Genomic DNA, 23,966 nt, shown 5'->3' with positions numbered 1-23,966 from the left:
GTATCTCCCAGCCCCGCACTTCAGCGTTGCTCTCAACCGGCGGGCGCCTCGCGCAGGTCCCCCTGCCTGATCCATTCCTTGCCTTCGGCGGCGATGCCTTCGAGCAGCCGGAGAGCGTGGGTGAACCCCGCGGTAGCGAGGTTGAGTTCCAAAACCTCGCGAGGGTCGTCCGCAGGGGCGTCGAAATCGAGCGGCTCCGAAACCGCTGACTCCGGCCCGGTCACGTCGATCGTCCTGGTGGGGCCGTTGGTCAAGGTCAGTTTGAGCGTCCGAGTCGCGTCGGGCTCTTCGGCGACGTACACGGAGGAGAGCGCGTCGAAGCGGAAGTTGTTCCGCTCCTGTCCGCTGAAGGCGGCCCGCTCGAAGTCGAGCTCGCTCATCACTTCCCGGACGCCATCGTTGGTGAGGAGGAACAGCCGAAGCCGGTACTTGGAGTAGCGCCACGGACCGCGGAGCTTCCGCGCGCGTTTGCTTTTTGGCACGGGACTTTGGAATACCGCATGCGTGATCACATCGCTCCATGAGAGACGGTAATGCTTGAGCGCCTGGTCGATGAGCATCGTCTTGTCGCAGGTCAGCCAGGACTCCATCTCGGTCTCGTTCGGTCGAGTGGCCCTGAGCTTCGCGTTCCAGCGCTCGTACTCGGCAGTCCGCTCTTCGAGACGACGGTTGTAGTCGGACTGGTCGTCGACCGCCCGTCGATCTTCGGACTTGATGTGAAACCACAGTCGGCAGGCGAAGACACCTCTCGCAATGAGCGCCACGGCGGCGATTGTCGCGGTGAACGGCGCGAGTGGGACTGCCCGGATCACGACGTTCGCCGTCGCCACCGTCGCGAGTGCAAGCAGGGCGGTGGCTTTGGCCTTGACCAGCAATGGGACTCGAAGCCGCTCATGATAAGCGTAGAGCGTGCCGTCGAGCCACCTGTGCCGCACGTCCGATGCGAGGTATCCGATGAGCCAGTTGACGCGCCCGATCGGCGTCGTCTGCTCTCGGTACACCTCGGCGATCTCGTCCCGAAGCCGGCCGCGGACCCCATCAGTCTCGGCCAGCCATTCATGGTAATCCCAACCGTTCGGCCGGTATTTGGCGAAATAGTGGTCGAAGGAATGCCCCACCTGGCTTGCGAACCCGTCGCCTCGCAGCGGCTGCGATGCGCGGCTGGAGGTGTTCCTGGCGTCCTCCAATCTAATCCGTGACGAGTTGTAGGCCCATTCGTAGCCCACCCGCACCCCGAAGTACCCTGCGACGGATCCAATGCAGACCGACAGGATGCCGATGAACTCCGCGTTCGAACCCAGCACCCAGGCCAGGTAGGCGGCGCCCGCTGCCGCGGCGCCGAGAGCCGCGTAACCCTCGGCGCGAGCCTCACGCGCGTACTGCGGGGCGTCCGGACGACGGGCGCGCGCTCCAATGGGGTTGGGGTGGAAATAAGCCCAGATTCTGTTCAGGCGATCGGCTGCGAACTGCTCGCCCCTCGCCCGGCGCCTCGCCCGGTCCCACAGCTTGTCCTGCGTCGCGCCGGACAGGACGTGGATGAGGTGATCTTGAATCGCGTCCAGCAGATCGGTGTCGAGGAGGAGCAGTCGCTTCTCGGCCGATTCAATGTCAGGTTCCCTGCGGCTGAGCTGAACGATCAGTTCGGTGACCGCTTCGAGCGCTTCCCTGTACCGGTCTTTCGGAAGGACGAGGACCTGCGCCCCGAGCCGCACGAGCCGTTCGCGTTCGTGGCGTTCGAGATCGCGGAACGACCGTTTGCTCAGCATGGCGAGGACCCAATGGAAACGGACCTTGGCGTTGTCGAATCCGCCTGCGAGCGCGGCACCGATGTGCTCCTGGGCCTTCGGCGGAACGCCGTCCGCCAGGTAACGGCAGCCGAGTTCGAACTCATCCTCGGGCGTCGCGTTGTCGGGGAGCATGTAGACGGTGGAGTTGTGGACCACTCCCGCCTGGATTCCGACGTTGCCGCCGTTCGCAGTATTGGAGGTGCGGACGTGGGGCGGGACGGGGGTTGTGAATGCTGTGTTCATGACCGGGCGCTCACCGCATCGATCACCACGGCGAGCTTCGCCGAGAGTTCGGTCGCGTCGGCCAGGAGGCCGCGGAGCCGCTTGAGTGACAGCAGCGCCTGCTTGCTGCCGGACTCGTCAATGTCGCGGAGGCCGGACTCGGCGCAGTCGAGCTCGACGCGGGCGGCTTGGTAGGTGTCCTCGTCGACCGTGCCCTGGCGACGGGCGACGTCGAGCAGATTCCGGATCTCCGCCAGCGCCGAGAGGCGGTCGACCAGGCCGGCAGCCGGGGGCGTGTGCAGCCAGACGGTGCTTTCGGTGACGCTGCCGGCTTGGATGCCGACGTTCCCTGATGACCAATTGCTGACCGAGGTGCTGGATTCAGCAGCGTTGGCGCCGGTTCGCCGTTGTGCCATCTCGGGATCCTTCCGTTCTTCGAGGAGCGCCGCCGCGAGGTGGACGGCAAATGCGGCGGCGTTGGCGGCCGCGCGGGGCTGGAGCTCGCGATCGGACTCGGCGGTCTTGTCGGCCCCCGCTCGGTCGCTCAGTCCGCGCACGATCGCGACCGGGGCGGCGTTGAGGTGCCCGGCCTGAGAGACGCCCGCGCCCTCCATCTCGATGGCCATGGCGTCGTTATAGTGCTGGCGGATCCATTCGGCTTCGACGGACCGCTTGGAGTACTGCACCATCTCGCCGGCCGCGATCGGTCCGAACGTGATGTTCGGTGCCCCTGCGTCGTCCGGGAGGCGCTTGCGCCAGGCGTCGTTGCGAGCGAGTTCCTGCGCGAGCTGGTACAGGTCGTGTGCGGTCTCCCAGGCCCGAGGGCGGGCCTTGAGTCCGCTGTCTGCGCCGGTGGTGCTGTGGTAGGCGTAGACCCTGGAGGCTACGACGACGTCTCCGAGGTCCGGTGATTCCCAGAGCGCGCCTGCAACGCCGACAAAGAGCACGGCCGCCGGTTCGAACTCTCTGAACGCCCGTTCGGCGAGCACGGCGGAGGTCGGGTTGCCCACACCGGTGAGGGCTAGGGCGATGCGGGCTCCGGTGCCCTCGATGGTGCCGACCTCGAAGCGGGTGCCCGCACTGTGGCGGTGGCGTTCAACGTCAACGAGGTGGCGGCGGACCGCCTGGTATTCGAGGTTGAGCGCCGTCAAGACGACGACGGTGTCGGTGTCGGTCATTGCATGTCCTCTAGTTCGGTCGCGGGTTCAGGACGACTAAGCGGGGGGTGGAGGATTGTTGCCGGTCCGGCTCGGAACACGCGTGCAGGACGTCCCCTGGTCACGCGCTTGTCCATGCCGACGGGTTCGATAAAACCCGGGACGTTCTGCACTTTCCGGTAGAAGTTGCGCTCATCGATCTCGGACCCCCAGACGGCCTCGTAGACGCGACGCAGTTCGGCGATCGTGAAGATCTCACCGCAGAAGGCTGTGGCGAGCGGGGTGTGTTCGAGTTTGGAGCGAGCGCGTTCGATCGCATCGTCGAGGATGTCCCGGTGGTCGAATGCGAGCCGGATGTCCCCGCTGAGGATCTTCTCAACCAGGGTCCACGAGGCCGCGGAGGCGTCGGTGCCGGCTACCGGTTCGGGCAGGCCAGGTGCGATCGCGAGGTAGGCGACCGAAAGAACTCGTCCGCGGGGATCGCGATCTGGCGCGCCGTAGGCCCCGAGCTGTTCGATGTGCAGGCGGGTGCCGTCGAGGTCGGCTTCCTCGCGGAGTTCGCGGAGCGCGGCGTCGAAGACGTGCTCGCTTGCGTTGTTGAGAAATCCGCCCGGGAGCGCCTGCTGACCTCGGAACGGTTCGACGCCGCGTTCGATGAGGAGCACGTGGAACTCGCCAGCGCGAAGCGTGAGGATGACCAAGTCCACCGCGACCAGGATGCGGGGCGCCTCCCATTCGTCTTCGGAATCTGCCATCATGCCTCCCATAACTGTCACACTGACAGTAAAGATAGCGACGCGAACGCCGGACCACAACCCCTGGCGCGCAGAGAACTTGTCAGAACCTCGCCATTCACCCGATCGGTGGGACTGCAGGGCCGAAAGGGACGGAGGAGAGCAGAGGTGCCCGGTCCCGCCGGGCGCCCGGCGGGACCGGGTGTCAGCGGGTGCCGGTCTGGGTCAGGTGCATCTCGGCGTAGCGGCCGGCGGCGTCGAGGAGTTCGGCGTGGGAACCCTGCTCGACAATGCGGCCGCGGTCGAGGACCACGATGACGTCCGCCTGCCGGATGGTCGAGAGCCGGTGGGCCACGACCAGGGTGGTGCGGCCTCGCATCAGGCGGACGAGGGCCTCCTTGACCAGTTCTTCGGCTTCGGGGTCGAGCGCGGAGGTGGCCTCGTCGAGGAGCAGGATCCGCGGGTCGCGCACAAGCGCGCGGGCGATGGCGAGACGCTGGCGCTGGCCGCCGGACAGGCGCGCGCCGCGCTCGCCGACTATGGTGTCGAGCCCGTCCGGGAGGTCTCCCACGAACTCCCAGGCGTTGGCGTCCTTGAGAGCCGCGGTAATCCGGTCCTCGCTGGCGTCCATGCCGTAGCCGATGTTCTCGCGGATCGTTCCCTCGAACAGGACGGACTCCTGCGGGACGACGGAGGTGAAGCGCCGCGCGGTGCGCAAGTCGAGTTCCTGCATGTCAGTGCCGTCCAGGAGGATTCGCCCGGAGGTGGGTCGCACGAACCCGAGGACGAGATTGAACAGGGTGGACTTGCCGGAGCCGGAGGGGCCGACGAACGCGACCGTGGTGCCCGCCTCGATGTCGAGCGAGACCTCTTGCACCGCTTCGGTGTCGGCCCCGGCATAGCGATGGGAGACGCGGTCGAGGACGAGGCGGCCCTCGACGGTCGCGACAGCGCGCTTGCCCTCGTTCTGCTCGATGTCGGGGTCTTGGAGGACTTCGGCGATCGAGCGCACCGACTCCATTCCGCGGGCGCCGATCGGGATGAGCATGAGCAGGTTCGTCAGGCCCTGCGTCAGCAGCGCGAAGTACGTCGACAGGAGCACGACCTCGCCGGGGCTGATCGGCAGGAATCCGGTGATCGCGAAGACCGCGGCGAGGCCGAGGCAGCCGACGCCGAGGATCTGCATGGTGACCCAGGAGATCGAGGCGACGTGCCCGTTGAGCATGTCGAGGTGGAGCCCGGCCCGGCGCACGCCGTCGGCGCCGGAGGCGACGCGCGAGACCGCGGTCTGCTCCAGGCCGTGCGCACGAGTGACGGGGATCAGCGATGCCATTTCACCGACGCGCGCGGCGAATCCCTCCATCTCGCGGCGGAACCGCTCGTTGCGTGCACGCGAGCGACGCTTGAGGGCCGCGCGCAGGCCGATCGCGATGGGGACGGTGAGCGCGTAGATCGGCAGGAACTGAGGGACGGCGACGGCGGTCATGGTGATCGCACCCGCGAGGACCATCGTGGACGACAGGAGCGGGTGGGTCATCTGCTGGAGCATCTGCTCGACGTTCTCGACGTCGCGCACGACCTTGTTCTGGACGATCGAGGCGCTCGTACGCGTGTAGTAGCCGATCGAGAGGCTCTGGAGGCGCGCGGCGAGCGCGTTGCGCAGGTCGGCACCGGTGTCGCGGACCACGGTCATGAAGTTGCGCGTGTAGACAATGTGGTTGGGGTAGTTCTGGATTAGCAGGACCGCGGCGACGGCGAGCCAGCCCAGGACCTCGCCGACCGACCCGTCCGAGGAGACCAGGTCGATGATCGCGGCGGTGACGACCGGCAGGAACCATAGCGGGACCTCCTTGACTGCGAACGCGGCGAACGCGGCGGTCAGGCGCCAGGGGCGGCGGGTGAGGAGTCGGAGGACAGAGCGGGCGGGATGGACCCCGTCGAGCAATACGGCGCTTTGAGCAAGCGCTTTCTTATGCATGGCCCCGATCGTACGGACCTGCCGGTCGACAGGCAATCCCGTATGCGGACCGATACGCCGAGGGGCGGGGCCGCGGCCCCGCCCCTCCCGTGTGTCCGCGTCAGGCGTCTTCGATGTCGATGACCACCTTCACCTCGCCCGAACCGGCGTGGAAGGCGTCCTGGTAGTCCCCGAAGGGGACGCGCTTGGTGATGAGGCGGCGGAGCCAGTCGCGGTCGGAGTCGGCGAGCAGTTGCGCGGCCCGCGTGCAGTGGTCGAGGTTGGCGTTGACCGAGCCGACGACCACGTCGTTCTCCAGGACGATGTCGCGGTTGAGGCTGCCCGCGTCGACGTTCATGCGCCGCCCCGCGGGCGAGACGCCCGTCAGGCAGGTGACGCCGAAGTTCCCGGTGGCGGCCATCGCGTCGAACACGAGCGCCTCGGAGCCGGTGGCCTCCACGACGATGTCGGGGACGACCGCCTCGATCGCCTTCGGGAAGCCCTCGTAGTGGTAGGTCGCGCCGAGCGACTCGACCAGCTCGGGCTTCGCGCCGTCGGGGGCGCGGTCGAGGACGTGGACGTCGAGCCCGCGCTGCGAGCCGATGAGCGCGGCGAGGAGCCCGATCGGCCCGGCGCCGGTGACGAGCACCGACTGCGGGTCGAACCACGAGCGCCCGCCCACCTTGTCGATCTGCTCCCAGGCCTTGACGAGTACGCTCATCGGCTCCAGGAGCACCCCGACGTCGGCGAGCGACGGGTCCAGCTTGACGGCGTAGTCGGCCTCCACGGTCCACACCTCGCTGGCGTAGCCGTGGATCTCCTTGATGCCGCGCTCGGTGTAGTTCCCGTTGCGGCAGTTGTCGAACAGGCCCCGCGCGCACGCACCGCACGGCTCGGGGTCGGGGCGGCGGACCACCCCGACGACGAGGTCGCCGGGAGCGAAGCCGCTCCCCTCGGGGGCCTCGCGGACCCGCCCGAGCGACTCGTGCCCGATGACGAGCCGGTCGGCCCCCGGTGGGGCCCAGCCGTACTCGCCGTCGGCGAGCTCCCGGTCGGTGCCGCACACGCCGAGCGCGATGGCGTCGACGAGCAGCTCCCCTTCGCCCGGTACCGGCTCGTCCATGTCCCCCAGCGCCAGCGATCCCTTGACGCCGGGCTCGACGGTCAACGCGCGCATGGCGTCCACCTCCCCTTCCCGAAACCACCCCAGTATGCGTGCTCATGAGGGATCTATCCGGGTTCTCGGGGAAGTGGACGCACTTGCGGGGCCTAGAAGTAGTGGCCCTCCTCAAGGTCGGCGAGGAAGCCGGGGCGCTCGGGCTTCCAGCCGAGGAGTTCGCGGGTGGCCTCGCTGGAGGCGGCGCGGTCGGCGCCGATGAAGCCCGCGAGCCAGCCGAAGTGCGCGGCGGCGTCCTCGGGCGCGACCGAGCCGGTCGGGATGCCGAGCCGCTTGCCGATCACGGCGGCGAGGTCGCGGATGGCGACGCCCTCGTCGCCGACGACGTGGAGCGTGGACCCGGCCGGGGCCTGCTCGACGGCGAGGCGCACGAGGTCGGCGGCGTCGTCGCGGTGGACGCCGGACCAGCGGTTGGTCCCCTCGCCGATCCACGCGGACAGGCCCTTGTCGCGGGCGACCTGGACCATCGTGGCGGTGAAGCCGGGGTCGCCCGCGCCGTAGACGATCGGGAAGCGGAAGACCATCGAGCGGACGCCGCGCTCGGCGAGGCCGAGCACGTACTCGCCGATGGCGTACCGGCGCGCGGGCCCGGTCGCGTCCGGGCCCAGGTCGTGGCCGTCGGCCTCGGTGGCGGCGGCGCCCTCGGTGACCGGGACGCCGGAGGCGAGGCCGAACGCCTTGCCGGTCCCGGCGAGGGCCTCGCCGATCGCCTCGGCGGCGGCGCGGTCGGCGTCCACGGCCTCGTCGAAGCGGCCCGAGAACGCGATGTCGTGGCGGAAGGCGAGGTGGACGACGGCGTCGGCCGCGAGGGCCTCGTCGCGCAGGACGCCCAGGTCGCCGATGTCGCCGCGGCGCACGGCGGCCCCGGCGGCGGCGAGCGCGGCGGCGGAGTCGTCGGAGCGGGCGAGACCCGTGACCTGGTGTCCCTCGGCGATGAGAGCGCGGACCGCGCCGGAGCCGATCCAGCCCGAGCCGCCGGTGATGAAGACGCGCATGAGATGACCTCCATGATGTCAGTTCCTGACATCAAACGTAGCACGGTCATGTCAGATCCTGACATCGGTATGATCGCGGCATGGCAAGGTGGGAACCGAACGCGCGGGGGCGCCTCGAACAGGCGGCGATGGACCTGTTCACCGAGCACGGGTTCGAGCGGGTCACCGTCGCCGAGATCGCCGCGCGCGCCGGGCTCACCGAGCGGACCTTCTACCGCCACTTCAGCGACAAGCGCGAGGTCCTGTTCCCCGACGCCAGCCCGCTCTACACCGGGCTCACCGACGCGGTCGCGGCCGCGCCGGACTCGGCGACACCGATGGAGACCGTGGCCGCGGTCCTCGATGCCACCGCCGCGTTCTTCGTCGACCGGCACGAGTTCTCGCGGCGGCGCTACGCCGTGATCGCCGCCAACGCCGAACTGCGCGAACGGGAGGCGGTCAAGCTCGCGTCCCTCGCCGCCGCGCTCGCCGCGGGCCTGCGGGAGCGCGGCGTCGCCGAGCCCGCCGCGAGCCTCGCCGCGGAGGCCGGGATCGCGGTGTTCAAAGTGGCCCACGTGCAGTGGGTCGCCGCGGACGAGCCGGAGGACCTGGCCGTGCTCATGCGCGCGGCACTCGGCGAGCTGCGGACGGCGCTCAACCCTTGACGGCCGCTGCAAGGGACTGAGCGAGGCGGTGCGTCGGGCCGGGCGCGATGGGATCGATCCCAGAAAGTTTCGGGACCGGAGCAACCGGCGGCCGCGCTCGCGCGTCTTCAAGGCGGCACCGTCGTGTGACGCGGATCCCCCTGCCGCGCAGCGTGTCCCGGCGACCCGCCCGGAATCGGACCGGAGCGGGAGCCAGAGCGTACGGAAAGGAATGCAATGAAGCAGCGAATCGCCGCCCTTATGGGAGCGCTTGCACTCTCGGTGATCGCGGTCCTCGGGATCGCCTCCCCGGCCATGGCCGCCGACGAGATCAACTACGCCGTGGACGCCGACTGGACCGGCACCTGCACCGATCGCCGCTACACCCCCAACGTCGAGGGCTGCGTCGAGCCCGGCGGCGACATCCTCTGGGTCAAGGACAACGCGGCCAACGGCTACTCCGTGAAGCTCCGCTGGTACGACCTCGACGGCTCCCGCACCGGCGAGTGCATCGACACCCTCGGCCAGGCCAAGGCGTGGACCATCTGCAACAAGGACTTCACCGAAGGCCACCGCATCCGCTGGTCCCTCGGCTGGAACTCGGCCAACGGCTGGGACTACTCCGACTGGTGGACCACCACGGTCTGACCCTGGACAGGCGCGCTGGCCCGCACGGGCCGGCGCGCCGCGTCAGTCGATGGCGGCCCAGCCGAGCGGGCCGAGGGTGAGGCGGAGTTCTTCCGAGCCGAAGGCCACGGTGAAGGCGCGCGGTTCGCGGTCGAGGTTGGCGGCGGCGAGGCGGGTGCGAGGGCCGGTGCGGGAGCCGAGGGCCCAGACGAGGCCGTCGGGGCTGTCGCCCCACAGCAGCTCCCCCGGGTTCATGGCGGCGAGGGTCTCCAGGACCACGGCGACCGGGTACGGATCGCCTGCGGCGGAACGGATGCCGCGGGTCCCCCACTCCTCGAACCAGGCGAGGCCCGCGACGCCGGGGACGGCGAGGGCCGCGGCGGCGGCGATCGTCCACGCGGCGAGCGGGTCGTCGGTCTGGCGCCGGTCGGCGGCCCCGGTGAACTCGGGGCCGTAGCCCGCGGCGAGGTCGGTGCGGGGTGACGCGAGGCTCGCTGTGGCGGCGACGTTGTTGAAGCGGGGTCGGAGCGTGACCGGTCCGATGTAGACGGGTCGGCCGGAGGCGGCGGCCTGGAGGGCGACCGTGCGCTGCACGGCCACCGCTTCGAGGAGCTGTTCGGTGCTCGGGTCGTGGAAGAGCGGCGTGGTGCTGAATGTGAGCGCGTCGGCGTCGGGGAGTGCGGCCGCCGGGTTGCGGTTCAGCTCGGTGAAGTGGGCCCGGGTCCCGGCGACGAGCGGCGGCCGGAGGCCCGCGCGGTCGAGGGCGGCGCGGAGGCCGTCGAGGCTCGCGGTGACATGGGAGTCGGGGTCGAACAGGCCGACCCGTGCGATCCAGTGCGGCACCAGGTGCGCCGCGAGGAGGTCGAGGTCGGCGCCGGGACGGGCGATGACGCGGACGTCGAGCGGCAGGCCCGCACTGGCGGCCCGTTCGAGGGCGGCGGGCCAGTTCGGGGTCCACAGGTCGAGTTCGACGAGGACGGCGGTGCCGAGGGGCGCGGGGACCGGCTCGGGATCGGGCCCGGTGGCGGCGCCGAGGGCGGTCTCCGGGAAGGCGCCGCCGGGGGACAGGACGATCCGGGTGTCGGCGGCGAGCGGCGCGGCCGGTCGGAGTTCCTTGGCGTGCAAGGTGACCGATTGGCGGACTCGCTCCCCCGCCGCGAGGTCGTACGGGAACGGGAGTGCCAGCGGGCGGGAGTAGGTCTTGTAGGAGGCGTCGGTCCAGTTGCGCTGGTCCTCCATCTCGAAGACCTCGCCCGCGAAGACCGCCTCAACGGCGAGGCCGTCGTGCTCCCAGGCCAGCGCGGCGATGTCGAAGACCGGCTGGTGCGGGCTGATGGCCGCGGGGAACGCGGTGTCCTCCACGGTGCCGTCCGGGTGCGTGGCCCGCAGGGCGGTCCCGGCGAGGCGCGGCGGGTGGAGGGCGACGAGGCCGGTCCGGTTGGTGGAGAAGGATTCCGCGGCTTCGAGGTCGAGTTCGATGAGCAGTTCGTCTGCGGTGCCGCGGACCGTGAGCGTGCCGGACAGCGGGCCCGCCTGGAGCCCTAGGGAGAGGGTGTCGTCGTCGGCGAGGACGTCGACCGTCCATTCCGGGGTGTTCCAGTCCTGGTCGCGGGCGACGGCGCGGATCGCGCGCATCACGGGGCGGCCGCGGTAGGCGATGTCGGCGAGTTCGGCGCCGCGGCGGGCGAGGGACCAGGGGCCGGCGGTCCAGGTCGCGGAGGTGGTGCGCCAGGTGTCCATGTCAGAGTGCCGTCATGCCGCCGTCGACGGGGAAGAGGCCGCCGGTGGCGAACGCGCTCTCGTCGCTGGCGAGGAACACCATGATCCCCTCGACGTCGGCGGGCGTGCCGGGGCGGCCGAGGGGTATGCGGGAGACGATGGCGGCGCGGGCCTCGGGGTCGTCGGAGAGGGCGGCGACCAGGCTGGTCTCGGTGTAGGTGGGGACCACGGTGTTCACGCGGATGCCGTTGGGGGCGTAGGCGGCCGCAGTGGTGCGGGTGAGGCCGTGGATGCCGGCCTTGGAGGTGCTGTAGGCGGCGAACTCGTTGCCTTCGCCGCTGAGCCCGGTGGGGCTGCCGGTGAGGATGATCGAGCCGCCGCCGTACTTCAGCATGGTCCTGACGGCGTGCTTGACGGTGAGGAACGTGCCGGTGAGGTTGACGTCGATCGTGCGGCGCCACACGTCCACGTCGAGGTCGGCGACCTGCGCGTCCTGGCCGAGCAGCTGGACCGCGGCGTTGGCGACGACCGTGTCGGGGGCCCATCCCGCGGCGGCGAGGTCGGCGAAGGCGGCGGCCACGGCGGTCTCGTCGGCGATGTCCACAGTGATGGCGCGGGCCCGGTCGCCGATCCGCGCGACGGCCTTCGCGGCGGCGTCGGCGTCGCGGTCGGCGACGGCCACGCGCGCGCCTTCGGCCGCGAAGCGGGCCGCGACCGCGTACCCGATCCCGTTGGCGGCCCCGGTGATGAATGCGGTCTTCCCGTCGAGCCTGCCCATGTGGATTCCTCTCAATCGAGGCGCGTGCGCACCGGAATCCACCATAACGTCCAACCGGTTGACCGGTTGTCCGGGTCTAGAGGCCCAGGACCTCGTCGAGGAGAACGGCGCGGGCCTCCATGTCGGCGACCGGGAGCGGTTCGGCGAGGTCGGGGGCGAGGCCGGCGACCGCTTCGCGGGCGGCGTCGGTGAAATGGACCGTGCCGTCGGGGTCGATGCGCTCGACGCCGTCGGCGCGGGCCATCCGCTCGTTGAACGCCACGGCGTCCTGAAGGGAGGTCCCGGGCGGGAGGTCGAGTTCGACGGCGCCGCCGTCGATCCGCACCGGGTACCCGCCGGGCAGGCCGCCCGGGGCGGGCACCGACCAGCGCAGGACCTTCGATTCCGGGAGCAGCGCTTCGATCACGGGGAGGGCGGTGGCGGCGGTGAGGAAGTTCCAGCGCAGGCCCGGGTCGATCGCGGGCGCCTGGTAGGCGAGGCCGTCCTCGCGGCGGCCGTCCTCGCCGAGGTAGACGCGGGCGCGGTCCTCGGGGCCGGGGTCGTCGGCGGTCATGACGCCGGTGAGCTGCGAGTGGTGGCCGACGACGCGGACCAGCGGCGGCACGCCCCCGCCCGCCTCGGCGCGGAGGACGGCGCTCGCGCGGCGCTGGATCATCCCGGCGTTGCCGAGGCCGAGCGCGGGCGCGAGGCCGATGCGCTCCAGGACCGGGCCGGTCACGTCGGGGAGCGACAGGTTCGCGACCGGGGCGGTCAGGCCGACCTCCTTGGCCGCGCGCATCACGTTGAGCACCACGGGGACCTGGTAGGGCAGGCGCAGGGCGAGCCCGGCGGCCTCGATCGCGCTCGCGGCCGGGTCGCCGCGGTCGGCCAGGCCCCACGGGCTGCGCAGCGAGGCGCACTGGACGACGACGTCGGGGCGGACCCGGTCGAGGAGCGCGGCCACCTCGTCGAGGCGGGTCGCGTCGAGCGGCGCGGGCTCGACGAGGCAGTCGGAGGCGCTGGCGATGATCGCCGCCGCCTGATTGACGTTGTGCTCGGAGCGGCTGGCGATGACCAGCCGCCGTACGAAGCCGCTCGCGGCGAGGTCCGCGGCGATCCGCTCCCCCATGTCGCCCAACCCGATGACCAGCGCAGTGCTCATGCGGCCGATCCTATGCGACCGCGCCGGGCCGGGCGCGGACTCGGTCAAGGGTCTGTCCGATGGATCCCGGCGAGTCGGTATCCGAGTCCGTTCGTTCGCTCGCAAGGCGGAGGGGCCGCTGCATACCGGTGTTGTATGCAGCGGCCCCGACAACGCGGCGAGCGGGCGAACGGGCCGGATAGCGGCCGTCCGGATCCATCGGACAGACCCTGGCCCGGCCCGGCCGGAGTGCGCTAACCCCACTGGCCGGGGGTGTAGTTCCCCGCCGGGGTCTGGGTGAGGGCGTTGAGCCGGTTGTAGGCGTTGATCGAGGCGATGAGCGAGACGAGCGCGGCGAGCTGGTCGTCGTCGAAGTGCTTGCGCGCGTTGTCCCACACGTCGTCGGGGACGCCCGCGCCGTCGGCGATGCGGGTGCCCGCCTCGGTGAGCGCGAGCGCGGCCTTCTCGGCCTCGGTGTAGACCACCGCGTCCCTCCAGGCGCCGACGAGGGCGACGCGGACGGCGGTCTCCCCGGCGTGCACGGCGTCCTTGGTGTGCATGTCGAGGCACACGCCGCAGCCGTTGATCTGGCTGGCGCGGATGGTCACCAGATTGCCGATGCCTTCGGGCAGGGCGGCTTCGAGCGACCGCGCGGCGGACGTGAGGTGCTTCGCGAACTTGGCGCCGACGGGGTTGGCGTAGTAGTCGATGCGGGCTTCCATGGCGTGCTCCTTAGTGTTCGTCGGATTCACTGCCATGACGGATGCGCCCGCCCCGATGTGACCGGCGGTGTGCGGGGTCACGTTGGGACCGGCGGCCGGGCCCCACGGTCGGCCGCCGGTCGGTCAAGGGGTCACGAGGAAGGTGACGGTCTGGTTCCTGGTGCGGTCGGCCTCGGTGTCGTTGGGGTAGGGCGGGTCCTCGTCGCCGGCGGTGGCGATGCCGATGTCGGCGAGGGCCGGGCCGTCAGCGTCGGCGAGGGCCTGCGCGGCGGCGAGCGCGCGGGCGAGGCCCAGGGCGGCGTTGTCGTCGTAGCGGCTGCCGGGGCCGGTGGGGATGTCGTTGGTGTGGCCGACCACGGTGACGTGAAAGCCCTCGACGGCGGCGGCGAGGTCGGCGAGGAGGGCGCCGCTGTCGTCGGGGAGGGCGGTGCCGCCGTCCGGGAACAGCGACTCGTCGAGGACCACGGACACGCGGCCGTCCTCGGCGGTCGCGGTCCAGCGGGGGTCCTGGAGGGACGCGAGGACCGGGTCCAGCGGCGAGACGGTCGACGGTGCCTCGGTCGGCTCGGGGGCCCCGGTCGACTCCAGGGCGTCCACTGCGGACGCGAGGCGGTCGAGCTCGTCGGCGACGGCGCGGCCCTCTTCGGGCGCAGGGGAGAGCAGGCGCCCGGCGGCGGTCCCGGCGGCGATGAGGAGGAGCACGGCGGCGACCGCGCCGACGCGGCGCGCCACGGGTTTGGGCCTGCGGGACCAGATCCGGCGGATGCGGCGGCGGCCCTCGCGGGCGCCTTCGTGCGCGGGGTCGAGGGCCTGCACGCGGGCCCAGTAGCCGTCGGCGGCGGCGAGGTCGCCCTGCTGGGCGTGGACGCGGGCGAGGAGGTCGAGCGCGTCCGCGTCGTCGCCGACGGGTTCGAGGGCCCGGCGGGCCAGGTCGTAGCGTCCGGCGCGGGCGTGCCCGGCGGCTTCGGCGAGGGCGGCGCGGGTGGTCGCGGCGGTCATCGGCGGTCGCCTCCCCGCACAGTGCTGCGCCCGCCGTCGAGGCCGAGTCCGGCCGCCTCGTCCGGCAGGTACGGGCGGAGCTTCGCGTTGACGGCGGCGAGATGGTGGACGTCGCCGTCGTTGAGGCGGCGCCGGCCCTCGGCGAGGTGCCGCTGCACCTCGCGGCTGGGGTGGTCGGCGAGTTCGTGTTCGAGGGAGCTGAAGACGACCACGGGGAGGCGCCCGGTCTCGTCGAGGAGGCGCACGGCGAGGTGGCGCAGCTCCTCCGCTTGGCGGCGGACGAGCACGAGGTCGCGTTCGGCGATGGCGGCGTCGAGTTCGGCCTCGGCGCGGCGCAGGTCGGTGCGGTGCTCGGCCTGCCCGGCCTCCTTGACGATCTCCCTGACCGCCTTGCGGGTTGCCTCGGCGTCGTCCACGGCGCGCGGGAGTTCGAGGTGCTCCTCCACCTCGTCGAGGACGGTGTGGGCGTCGCGCAGCCGCACCTGGCAGGTCGCGGTCGCGTCGGGGTCCACCTCGGCCTGGCGCAGGAGCCGGTCGATCTCGGTGAGGGCGTCCTGGGACTCGAAGCGGTGCAGCAGGTTCCGGGCCTCGGGCGCGTCGGTGTCGGACACGTCCTCGCGCAGCCCGTCGTAGCGGCGCTCCAGTTCGGCGCGGTCGGCGCGCAGCTCGGGAAGGCCCGGCGCGGTCGAGCGGGACAGGTCGATGTCGATGTCGAACTCCTCGTCGAGCACGGGCACGTAGGCGACGGCGCTCGCCGCGAAGCTCGTGTCCACGCGCACCGTCACCTCGACCTCGCTCCCGGCGGGCACGTTGCGGCGCACCTCGGTCGGGTGCAGTGCGAGCGAGCCGATGACGGTGTTGCGGTCGGCGCGGGGCCGCTCCCCCGAGCCGAGCGGCACCAGGATCAGGCCGGTCCCGGCGCTCCGGTCCACGGCCACGGTGGTGTAGGCGACGATGGTCTTGCTCGCCGGGAGCTCGGTGCCCTTCGCGAGGATCACCCCGGTCGTGTTGTCCGCGTAGCCGACCCGGATCGAGTGGCTCAGCGTCGGCGCGGAGCCGACGAGGTCGGCGTGCCGGTAGGTGAGGCTCGGCGTGTCGGTCGGGACGGCCGCGCCGCGGTGGTCGCGCAGGGTGATCGCGAACGTGGTCCTGGTGCGCTCCTGCGCGAACAGGCGGGTGCTGAACGCGCCGTCGGGCCGCAGCGGGACCTTCCCGCTGGTCCAGCCCTCGTCGGATTCGGTGTCGTCGAACTCGACGGTCCACCCGGTCCAGTCGCGCTCGGTATCGGCCGCGGCGCGCCCGCCCACGAGCGGGTCGACGTCCTGGCCGACCGCCGCGAACTCCAGGTCCAGGCGCACCTGGCCGACCTCGACGGGGCGGGCGGCCCTGGCGGCCTTGGGAATGCGCTGCGTCCCGGCGAAGATCGCGGCGCCGCGGGCGACCACGGTGACCGGGTCCAGCGAGTGGTCGAGCGGGATGCCGAGCCCCTCGACGGGGTGGGCGAGCATCTCCCGCAGCACCGGCACCTGGGTCATGCCGCCGACGAGGATCACCCGCTCGATGTCGGCGGCGCGGGTGCGGCTCTCGGCGAGGGCCTTGCGGCACAGCTCGATCGAGGTCTCCACGAGCGGCCGCGTGACCCGGTCGACGTCGTCGCGGGTCAGCTCGTGCGCGAACTCGGCGGTGGACCCGTCCTCGCGGCGCAGCTCCACGTAGACCTCCGCGGACGGGGCGCGCGACAGCTCAATCTTCGCGAACTCCGCGGCCGCCTTCAGCTTCGCGATGTTCCCGCGCACCCGCGGGTTCTCGCGGTCGAGGTCGATGCCGAGCGCGCTGCGCGCCTTCGGGATCAGGCTCTCGTCGACGAGGGCCCAGTCCGCCCGCTTCCCGCCGAGGAAGTTGTCCCCCGCGTGGTTGACCACGGTGAACTCGCCGTCCTGGACCTTCACGACGGAGGCGTCGAAGGTGCCGCCGCCGAAGTCGTAGACGAGCCAGAACGCCTTCTGCGGGGCGTTGTTGACGCTGTACGCCCAGGCGGCGGCGGTCGGCTCCTGGAGGAGCGGCGCGAAGCGCAGGCCCGCCAGTTCCGCGGCCCGGCCAGTGGCGTCGCACTGGTCGAGTTCGAAGGCGGCCGGGATGGTGATGACCGCGGCCTCGACCTCGTCGCCGTCGGTGCTGGACACGTTGGTGCGCAAGGACTTCAGGACTTCAGCCGACAGGTCCTCCGGGGTCATGGACCGCCCGGAGGCCTTGAACCGCTTGTGCTCGCCGCGGGTGCCCATGCGGAGCTTGAACTCCGCGCACGCGTTGTCGGGGTCCGCCTCGATCCGGTCGCGGGCGGCGTCGCCGACGATGACGGCCCCCGAGGCGGCCACGTACACGGCCGACGGCGTGAACTCGCGCTGGCGGTTGTTCCGGACCACCACCGCGTCGGCGCCCTCGGCGCGGGCGATGGCGCTGTTGGTGGTGCCGAGGTCGATGCCGAAGTCGACGGTCTCGCGGTAAGTCGCCATGGGCGGTCTCCTTGGTCGGGATTGCGACGATCACTTGCGGGGCCTGGATGCGCCTGCCGCCGCGCACGACGGCCGGCCGGACGGTCTCCAGGACCGTCTGCCCGACGGCGCCGGGCTCCTCCTGATAGGCGATGACTTCGAGGTCGAGACCGGGGTCGAAGCGGGCCCCGTCGTAGTCCTTGACGCGGATGCCCGCCTCGGCCAGGCGGTCCCACGCCTGGCGCAGATGCCGGTTGGCCTGTCTTTGGTTGCGCGGCACGTCGACCGCGCCGCCGCGGTCGTCGATCTTGCGGGTGGTGCGCCACAGCTGCGTGACGATCTCGCACAGGTCGCGGTCGGTCAGGTCCGACGGGTCCGCGGGGACCGGCGCCGCCGCGGGCGGCTCCGGTGCCTCGTCGGGAACCGGACCGGGCGGCGCGATGCGGAACTCGGCGGGGAACCGGCGCTGGCGCAGGGACGCGAGGACGCTCATCGGGCCGCCTCCTGCTTGCGGGCCCACGCGTCGAAGGAGAGCGCGCGCCCGCAGAGCGCGACGGCCGCAACGGCTCCAGCCATCGCCGCCGTCCACAGTGCCCAGCCCGGTCCGGCAAAGCGCAGGGCGATCAGCGCGGGCGCGGCGATGAGGAACAGCACACGGTAGACGCGGGCGGCGCCGCTGAGAGGGACGCGGCCGCCGTAGACCCGGCCCCAGGTGGCGGTGTCGTACCCGACGATGTGGGCGCTCAAGGGCACCAGGGGGATCCACAGGAACGTCAGGTACAGGGTGGTGACGTGGGTGCGCACGCCCGGGGTGGTGCTGCGGTGGTCGCGGGCGCCGTACTGCTTGGCGCCGAAGAAGAACAGGCAGCCGCCGAGGTTCGCCTCCCGGATCTCGCCGCAGAGCCTGCGCGGGTCGGCGAGGATCTCCGCGAGGGCGGCCTTGCGGACGGGGTCCTTCGTGAAGCGGTGCCAGGCGCGCAGGCGCGCGGCCGCGGCGTCGATCCTGTTCTGCTTCAGCAGCGGCTCGACCGTGCCGAGGATCGGCTCGGTCTTGACGACCGCCAGGTTGTCGTCGATGAGCGCGGCGACCGCGTCGGATGCGGCGATCGTGCGGGCCCGCTCCAGGACGCGGGAGACGCCGTTGTCCTTGCGGCGCTTGTTGAAGTAGCCCACGGCGCAGCGGTTGGCGGTCCCGGCGACCTCGTCGCGGCAGGCGCGGGAGAGCGGGTCGGTGCGGCCGAGGAGCGCCTCGATGACGCGCAGCGGCTCGGCCGTGTCGGACAGGAGCGCCTGGACCGCTTTGAGTCCGGCCCCGTCGCCGCGCTCGACCGCCGCTTCGCAGGCGGCCTTGACGCGGGCCTCGGCGGGGGCGACGGCGGCGCGGCGGGCGCGCTTGACAGGGCCCTCGCGGAAACCGGCCTCGTCGAGGTGCGCGACGTGCCGCGCGGCGGCATCAGTGTCGCCGTCGGCCGCCGCCGCGGCGGCCAGCGCGAAGCTGACGGCCGCGATGAGCTCGGGGAGGCGGGTCTTGAGGGTGGTCACGACGTCGACGTCCAGGCGGGGGTCGTCGATGGCGCGCACGCGCTGGCGGGCCCAGCGCCAGGTGTCGCGGTCGGCGAAGACGCGGTCCCAGGAGGCGAGGGCGGCGGCCCACAGGGCGGGGGCGGCCTCGCCCGCGGCGGCGGCTTCGATGGCGGCGCAGTGGGTGCGGACGGCGGCGTTGTGGTGGTGGTCGGGGCCGAGATTCGGCCGGAGCCAGAGCAGTTCGTGGACGAGGCGGGCGAGGGGGTCGCGCAGGCCCTCGAAGGCGTGGTGGACCTCGTCGGGGTCGGTGGAGGGCGGCAGCGGCGCGTCGCGGGTCGCGGCGGGCGGCTCGTAGTAGGGGTTGGTGCGCTCCTCGCGGGCGCGGCGGACCTGGCGGGGCGTCGCGTCGGAGGGCAGGCCGGTGATGCGGAAGACGTTGTCGCGGTAGAGGGCCCGGCCCGCGAGCGGGGCGAGCACGCGGTCGAGTTCCCGCCGGGGCGCGCCGGTGCGGGCGTGCGGGGCCTGTGCCTTGCCAGCCATGGTCATTGCCTCGTTTCTGGGTTGCGCCAGCCGCGGAGCAGCCGTCCCAGCTCGGCCGCGTCGGCGGCGCGGCGGGCGGGGTTCGGCTCCAGGGCGTGGAGGACGGTCCGGGCGAGTTCGTCGTCGACTTCGGGGTTGCGGATCTGCGGGGACGGCGGCGGGGCGTCGCGGGGGACGCCGAAGAAGGCGACCGGGGAGCTGTCGTCGTGGAACGGGAGCGTGTCGGTGAGCAGCAGGTAGGCGATGGCGCCGACGGCCCACACGTCCCCGGCCGGGGAGTCGCCTTTGCGGTAGCGCAGGGCTTCAGGCGATTTGAACGCGAGGGTGCCGCGGGCGCTGGCGAGGCCGGTGAACGCGTCGGTGCGCTTGGCGAGCCCGAAGTCGCTGACGCGCACGCGGGGGCGGCCGTCGTCGTCGAAGCCGACGAGGACGTTCTGCGGGGTGAGGTCGCGGTGGACGATCGGCGGGCGCTCGCCGTGGGCGACGGCGAGGCCGTCGCAGATCTGGATCAGGAGGTCCACGGCCTCCCCGATCCGGGTGAACCGGTCGCCGCGGGCGGCCCAGTACTGCTCCAGGTTCCCGGCGGGGACGTACTCCATGGTGAAGAACGCGGAGCGGCCGCCGGGGGTCTCGGCGATCCCGGCGTCGAAGACCCGCACGATGTTCGGGTGGCCGATCCGCGAGAGGAGCACGGCCTCTTCGAGCAGCTCCTCGGCGGCGTCGCGGCTGCCGACGTGCTTGAAGACCTTCATGGCCTGGCGTCCGAGGAACCGGTGGCGCACCCGGTAGACCTCGGCGAACGCGCCCTGGCCGAGGTACCGCTCGACGGTGTACTGGCCCGCGATCCGCTGGCCCTCGCTGAGCATCACGGCGCGCCCTCCTTCCCGGTCCCGGTGCGTCCCTTGCCTTCGGGTACATGTCTAACCAGAAGTGCGCGGGAGGGGTCCCGGACCTGGTGCCGCGGGCGGGCGGCGCGGTCTGCTTTCATGGAGGGCGGTTGCGGGGGGCGCCGGTTTGCACCGGTTCGCGCCGCCCGTTCCGTGCCCTCCTCCCCCGAAGGCGGTTCCTATGGACGAGACCTCCGACCCGTTCGCCCCCGTGCGCCGCAGGCTCGGCGAGCTGCTCCCGGAGTACCGGCTGGCGGCGGACCCGCCGAGCACCACCGGATTGAGCCAGGTGTTCCGCGCCGAGGACCTGCGCCTGCACCACCGCCGGGTGGCGGTGAAGGCGATGGCCGGGTACCTGTCGATGCATCCGGGGTACCGGCAGCGGTTCCTGCGGGAGATCCAGCTGATGACCGAGCTGGAGCACCCGAACATCATGTACCTGATCCGCGCGTCGGCCGCCGAGGACGACCTGCTGTACCTGGTGATGCCGTGGGCCGAGGACGACCTGCGGCGGCGCCTGGCCCGCGAGCGCCTCGACCTGGCGGCCGCGGTGGACGTGGTGCTTCAGGCGGCGCGGGCCCTGGACTACGCGCACGACCGCGGGGTGGTGCACCGCGACGTCAAGCCCGCCAACATCCTGTTCGGCGCCGAGGGGCACGTCTACTTGAGCGACTTCGGGGTCGCGAAGGACCGCATGGGCCCGGACCTGACGGTGGCGGGCGAGAGCATCGGCACGCGCCGGTACACCGCGCCGGAGGTGTACAGCGCGGGCCCGGCGGACCCGAACGCCCCCGGCGTGCCCGCGGAGCGGCCCGCGACCGACGCGGAGCGGGCGGGCGACGTGTACTCGCTGGGCGCGGTGCTCTACCACTGCCTGACCGGGCAGCGGCCGTTCGACCACCTCGACGACAGCGCCGCGGAGCTGGCGCAGCGCGAGGGCGACCTGACGCCGGTGACGATGCTGCACCCGCAGCTCCCGGCGGCCCTGGACCCGGTGGTGGCCAAGGCGATGCACGTGGACCCGGCGCAGCGGTACCGGTCCTGCGGGGAGCTGGCGCGCGCGCTGGCGCAGACGGTGGGGGTGACCGAGGCGGGGTCGGCGCTGCCGATCCTGCGGGACATCCAGGAGCGGCTGCGCGCGGAGCCCGGCGAGCGGACCGAGCTGGTCCGGTCGGCGCCCGCGGCCCGGCTGCACTGGCTGCACCTGCTCGTGCCGGTGCTGTCGCTGCTGCTGGCGGCGGGGGTCCTGGCGTGGTCGGCGTTCGGCCCGGAGGGCGACGGCGGGGGCAGCGGCGTCGCCGCGGAGGAGACCTCGGGCGAGGAGGTCGAGGAGGGCGCGGAGCCGACGGCCCCGCCGCCGGTGACCGGCGACGAGCAGGTGGAGCGGCGGCCGCTGGTGGGCGAGTGCACGACCGACAACGACGAGACGTGGGTGGTCGTCGCCTGCGACTCGCCGGACGCGGCCGAGTACTACTACCGGATCGTGGTGAACCCGGAGGACCCGAACCCGTCGCAGCCCGACCACGACGACGCCTCGTGGCTGGCGTGCGGGGATTCGCGGGCCACCGACTTCGAGTACTACTGGAGCGACAGCACGCCGGACGGCGAGCAGTGGGACCCCGCGACCGACGTCATCTACTACATCATGTGCTACCAGGAGCTCTAGCCGTCGAGCGCGGCGAGGTCCCCCGGGTCGAGCGTGGCGCTCTGGAGGAGCGCGCGGATCAGGTTGTCGTTCAAGGCGTTCCCGAGCGGCTCGCCGAGGACCTCGTCGCGCAGGAGCCCGGCGACGCGGGGCCGGTACTCGGGGCTGGAGAGGCGCTCGCGCACCGCGGAGACGACACGGGCGGCGGTGCCCTCGCTCCAGCTGCGGTCCTGCGCGAAGGCGGTGCGTCGCATGTCGTCGGCGACCTGGCGCCACGAGACCGGCTGGGGCCGCGGCAGTCCGCGCAGGTACCGCTGGGCGAGTGAGGTGAGGACGAGCCGCTCGACCGGGCTCAGCTCGTGCCGTCCGGGGACGGCGGTCTCGTCGTCGGCGGCGCCGTCGTCGGGGGTGCGCTTGCCGCCGATGAGGCGGATCTCCAGGCAGTGCACGGCTTCCGAGAGGTCGCCGATGTAGACGGGCGTGTAGGAGTGCTCGATGAGCCGCTCCTGGCCCGCGAGGAGCATGGTGTCGCCGGGCAGGAGCATCGGCAGGCGGCCCTCGTTGCGCATCGTCCACTCCGCGCCGTGGCAGATGAGGCGGCCGTGGATGCGGGAGATGCGCTTGTCCTTGACGCCCATGGGGATGTTGACGTTGGCCTCGTCGCGTCCGAAGAGGAGCTCGAAGGGGCGCGGCGGCACGACCCAGCCGACGTCCTCGCCCAGGGCGTACACGGTGCCGAGCGGGGCGGGCGGCAGCGGCTCGGTGGCGTCGTCGGGCGCCTCGGGGACGCCCGCGGCGAGGCTGCGGACCCACGGCGGCAGGATCTGCGGCGGGAAGACTGGTGTGCTCATCTCGGGCGTTCCTCTCAGGCGGTACTGGATCCGATTATGGGCGGGCCGCGGCGGGACCCCTCTCGCACGAGTCCGGGCAGGCATGCGCGGCAGTGCTTGCATCAAAAACGTGTATACGTATATTATGTTTATACGTGGAAACGCACCGACGCACGGTCAGGAGACCCCGATGAACGACACCGTCCCCTACGGCATCCCGCTCGACCGCGAGACCCGCTACGACCCGCCCGCCGCGCTCATGGCCCTCCACCGGGAGGCCCCGCTGCGGCGCCTGCGCTACCACCCCGACGGCACGCTCGGGTGGATCGTCACCGACCACCGCCTAGGCCGCAAGGTCCTCGCCGACACCCGGTTCCGGTCGCGCCTGCGCGCCCCGCTCAAGGTCCCCGTCCCCATGCCCCAGGTCGAGGCGATGGGCGACTACGAAGGCGACCTGCCCGTCACGCCCGGAATGTTCATCGAGATGGACGGCGCAGACCACACCCGCCTGCGCCGCAAGCTCACCGGCGTCTTCACCGTCCGCCGCATGCGGCTGCTGGAGCCGCGCGTCGCCGAGATCGTGGAGGAGCGGCTCGACGCGCTGGAGGCGGCGGGCGGCGGCGCGGACCTCGTCGCCGAGTTCGCGCTCCCCGTGCCGGCCCTGGTGATCTCCGAACTCCTCGGCGTGCCGCGGTCCGACCAGGGCCGCTTCACCGCCGACGCCGCCACGATCATGACCATGACCGTCTCCGCCGAGGAGAAGGCCGCCGCGAGCGAGCGCGTCATGGGCTTCATCGCCGGCCTCGTCGCCGCCAAGCGGGCCGACCCGCAGGACGACCTCCTCTCCGACCTCGCCGCCGACCGGGACCTGACCGAGGAGGAGGTCATCGGCATGGCGCTGCTCCTGCTCGTCGCCGGACACGAGACCACCGCGAAGATGATCGGGCTCGGCACCATGGCGCTCCTGGAGAACCGCGACCAGTGGGACCTCCTGCGCGAGCGGCCCGAGCTCATGGCGAACGCCGTCGAGGAGCTGCTGCGGTACGTCGGCGTGATCCACACCGGGATCATCCGCCAGGCCGGGGAGGACTTCGAGTTCGAAGGCGAGCAGATCAAGGCGGGCGAGTTCATGACCGTCTCGGTGCAGACCGCCAACCGCGACCCCGAGCAGTTCACCGCACCCGACGTCTTCGACGTCGCCGGGGACGCCAAGGGCCACATGACGTTCGGCCACGGCGTCCACCAGTGCCTCGGCCAGCAGCTCGCGCGCGTCGAGATGCGCATCGCCTTCGAGCGGCTGATCCGGCGCCTCCCGGGCCTGCACCTGGCAGTCCCCGCCGCCCAGGTCCCCCTGCGCACCGACCAGAACTTCTACGGCGTCGGCGAACTGCCCGTCACCTGGTGACGCGGAAAACCGATTGGCGCGACCGG

Annotated in this window: 19 protein-coding genes; 4 read left to right on the top strand and 15 right to left on the bottom strand. The window is 72.0% G+C overall.

Annotated elements, in window-relative coordinates; genetic code table 11:
• Positions 1–32: 32 nt before the first annotated feature.
• From WA640_RS12020 to WA640_RS11995, 6 genes are all read right to left on the bottom strand, one after another.
• The gene (locus tag WA640_RS12020; protein WP_335987886.1) at positions 33–2,030 is read right to left on the bottom strand and encodes a hypothetical protein; all 1,998 of its coding nucleotides are present in this window, start codon (positions 2,028–2,030) and stop codon (positions 33–35) included.
• A complete protein-coding gene (locus WA640_RS12015; protein WP_335987885.1) occupies positions 2,027–3,187 on the bottom strand; it encodes a 5'-methylthioadenosine/S-adenosylhomocysteine nucleosidase family protein in 1,161 nt (386 codons plus the stop codon). Before WA640_RS12015 ends, WA640_RS12020 begins: the two co-directional genes overlap by 4 nt.
• Entirely contained in the window at positions 3,184–3,933 is a 750-nt protein-coding gene (locus tag WA640_RS12010) for an NUDIX hydrolase (RefSeq protein ID WP_335987884.1), read from the bottom strand. Before WA640_RS12010 ends, WA640_RS12015 begins: the two co-directional genes overlap by 4 nt.
• A 172-nt stretch (positions 3,934–4,105) precedes the next feature.
• Positions 4,106–5,878, bottom strand: coding sequence for an ABC transporter ATP-binding protein (locus WA640_RS12005; RefSeq protein WP_335987883.1), 1,773 nt, complete (start codon positions 5,876–5,878; stop codon positions 4,106–4,108).
• Between the two features lie 100 nt (positions 5,879–5,978).
• A complete protein-coding gene (locus WA640_RS12000; RefSeq protein ID WP_335987882.1) occupies positions 5,979–7,034 on the bottom strand; it encodes a glucose 1-dehydrogenase in 1,056 nt (351 codons plus the stop codon).
• Positions 7,035–7,126: 92 nt separating this feature from the next.
• On the bottom strand, positions 7,127–8,029 hold the full coding sequence (locus WA640_RS11995) for an SDR family oxidoreductase (RefSeq protein WP_335987881.1): 903 nt from the start codon (positions 8,027–8,029) through the stop codon (positions 7,127–7,129).
• Positions 8,030–8,109: 80 nt separating this feature from the next.
• Between WA640_RS11995 and WA640_RS11990 the strand changes: the two genes are divergently transcribed.
• A complete protein-coding gene (locus WA640_RS11990; protein WP_335987880.1) occupies positions 8,110–8,673 on the top strand; it encodes a TetR/AcrR family transcriptional regulator in 564 nt (187 codons plus the stop codon).
• A gap of 216 nt (positions 8,674–8,889) precedes the next feature.
• A complete protein-coding gene (locus WA640_RS11985; RefSeq protein WP_146148030.1) occupies positions 8,890–9,300 on the top strand; it encodes a hypothetical protein in 411 nt (136 codons plus the stop codon).
• A 42-nt stretch (positions 9,301–9,342) separates the two neighbouring features.
• Here WA640_RS11985 and WA640_RS11980 read toward each other — a convergent pair whose 3' ends face one another.
• The 8 genes from WA640_RS11980 to WA640_RS11945 form a co-directional block, all read right to left on the bottom strand.
• Positions 9,343–11,019, bottom strand: a complete 1,677-nt coding sequence (locus tag WA640_RS11980) for a hypothetical protein (RefSeq protein WP_335987879.1) — start codon at positions 11,017–11,019, stop codon at positions 9,343–9,345.
• Position 11,020: 1 nt separating this feature from the next.
• Positions 11,021–11,776 carry an SDR family NAD(P)-dependent oxidoreductase gene (locus WA640_RS11975; protein WP_335987878.1) on the bottom strand — a complete coding sequence of 252 codons (756 nt, stop codon included), beginning with the start codon at positions 11,774–11,776 and terminating at the stop codon, positions 11,021–11,023.
• Between the two features lie 76 nt (positions 11,777–11,852).
• Positions 11,853–12,917, bottom strand: a complete 1,065-nt coding sequence (locus tag WA640_RS11970) for a saccharopine dehydrogenase NADP-binding domain-containing protein (protein ID WP_335987877.1) — start codon at positions 12,915–12,917, stop codon at positions 11,853–11,855.
• A 233-nt stretch (positions 12,918–13,150) separates the two neighbouring features.
• On the bottom strand, positions 13,151–13,618 hold the full coding sequence (locus WA640_RS11965; RefSeq protein WP_335987876.1) for a carboxymuconolactone decarboxylase family protein: 468 nt from the start codon (positions 13,616–13,618) through the stop codon (positions 13,151–13,153).
• A gap of 123 nt (positions 13,619–13,741) precedes the next feature.
• Positions 13,742–14,617 (bottom strand): OmpA family protein, encoded by an 876-nt coding sequence (locus tag WA640_RS11960; RefSeq protein ID WP_335987875.1) that lies wholly within the window; start codon positions 14,615–14,617, stop codon positions 13,742–13,744.
• Positions 14,614–17,130 carry an Hsp70 family protein gene (locus tag WA640_RS11955; RefSeq protein WP_335987874.1) on the bottom strand — a complete coding sequence of 839 codons (2,517 nt, stop codon included), beginning with the start codon at positions 17,128–17,130 and terminating at the stop codon, positions 14,614–14,616. The genes WA640_RS11960 and WA640_RS11955 overlap by 4 nt, the downstream gene beginning before the upstream one ends.
• A 468-nt stretch (positions 17,131–17,598) precedes the next feature.
• Positions 17,599–19,173: a hypothetical protein gene (locus tag WA640_RS11950; RefSeq protein ID WP_335987873.1), complete on the bottom strand. Its 1,575-nt coding sequence runs from the start codon at positions 19,171–19,173 to the stop codon at positions 17,599–17,601.
• 2 nt (positions 19,174–19,175) lie between these two features.
• The gene (locus WA640_RS11945) at positions 19,176–20,039 is read right to left on the bottom strand and encodes a serine/threonine-protein kinase (RefSeq protein ID WP_335988269.1); all 864 of its coding nucleotides are present in this window, start codon (positions 20,037–20,039) and stop codon (positions 19,176–19,178) included.
• Positions 20,040–20,241: 202 nt separating this feature from the next.
• On the opposite strand from WA640_RS11945, the gene WA640_RS11940 reads away from it, so the two are divergent.
• On the top strand, positions 20,242–21,726 hold the full coding sequence (locus WA640_RS11940; RefSeq protein ID WP_335987872.1) for a serine/threonine-protein kinase: 1,485 nt from the start codon (positions 20,242–20,244) through the stop codon (positions 21,724–21,726).
• Here the strand turns inward: WA640_RS11940 and WA640_RS11935 are convergent.
• Entirely contained in the window at positions 21,723–22,556 is an 834-nt protein-coding gene (locus tag WA640_RS11935; RefSeq protein WP_335987871.1) for an FHA domain-containing protein, read from the bottom strand. The genes WA640_RS11940 and WA640_RS11935 overlap by 4 nt on opposite strands.
• Positions 22,557–22,725: 169 nt before the next feature.
• Between WA640_RS11935 and WA640_RS11930 the strand changes: the two genes are divergently transcribed.
• Positions 22,726–23,940 (top strand): cytochrome P450, encoded by a 1,215-nt coding sequence (locus WA640_RS11930; RefSeq protein WP_335987870.1) that lies wholly within the window; start codon positions 22,726–22,728, stop codon positions 23,938–23,940.
• Positions 23,941–23,966 lie beyond the last annotated feature (26 nt).

The organism is Glycomyces sp. MUSA5-2, assembly GCF_037034145.1.
GTDB lineage: Bacteria > Actinomycetota > Actinomycetes > Mycobacteriales > Micromonosporaceae > Glycomyces > Glycomyces artemisiae.
This window is presented reverse-complemented; position numbering and strand designations above follow the sequence as displayed.